A 404-nucleotide genomic window follows, 5' to 3' on the forward strand; every position below is an offset into this window, starting at 1 on the left:
TATCTCCTTTAACTGCCCAAAAGTGTATAACAAAGAACAAAATATAATATTTGAGGCAAAACAAGATACTTTATACAATGCATGCATATCGTGGTTGTCGTATTTAGGTATTCTCTCGGAAATAGAAGTAGGAGATAAAGGTGAGCTTGGTTATAATTTACAAGTCAGGAATGTTAATGATAAAAAATTACAGGGGTTAAGCCATGTCGGGGTTGGGGTAAGTCAGGTTTTACCTATAATCGTAATGCTGTTACTTTCTGAAAAGAATGACATACTTATCTTCGAACAACCTGAATTGCATTTGCACCCTAAAATTCAATCAAGATTATGTGACCTATTTATAGCTTGTTCTATAACGGAACGGCAATGCATAATAGAAACTCATAGTGAATATATTATAAATC

1 protein-coding gene is annotated in these 404 nt (G+C 33.2%); it reads left to right on the forward strand.

From position 1 onward, the window contains the following. A partial coding sequence (locus tag J1785_RS00175) for an AAA family ATPase (RefSeq protein WP_217218511.1) occupies positions 1 to 404 on the forward strand: 404 nt, incomplete at both ends.

Source organism: Rahnella perminowiae, from assembly GCF_019049755.1.
GTDB classification, from domain to species: Bacteria; Pseudomonadota; Gammaproteobacteria; order Enterobacterales; family Enterobacteriaceae; genus Rahnella; species Rahnella perminowiae.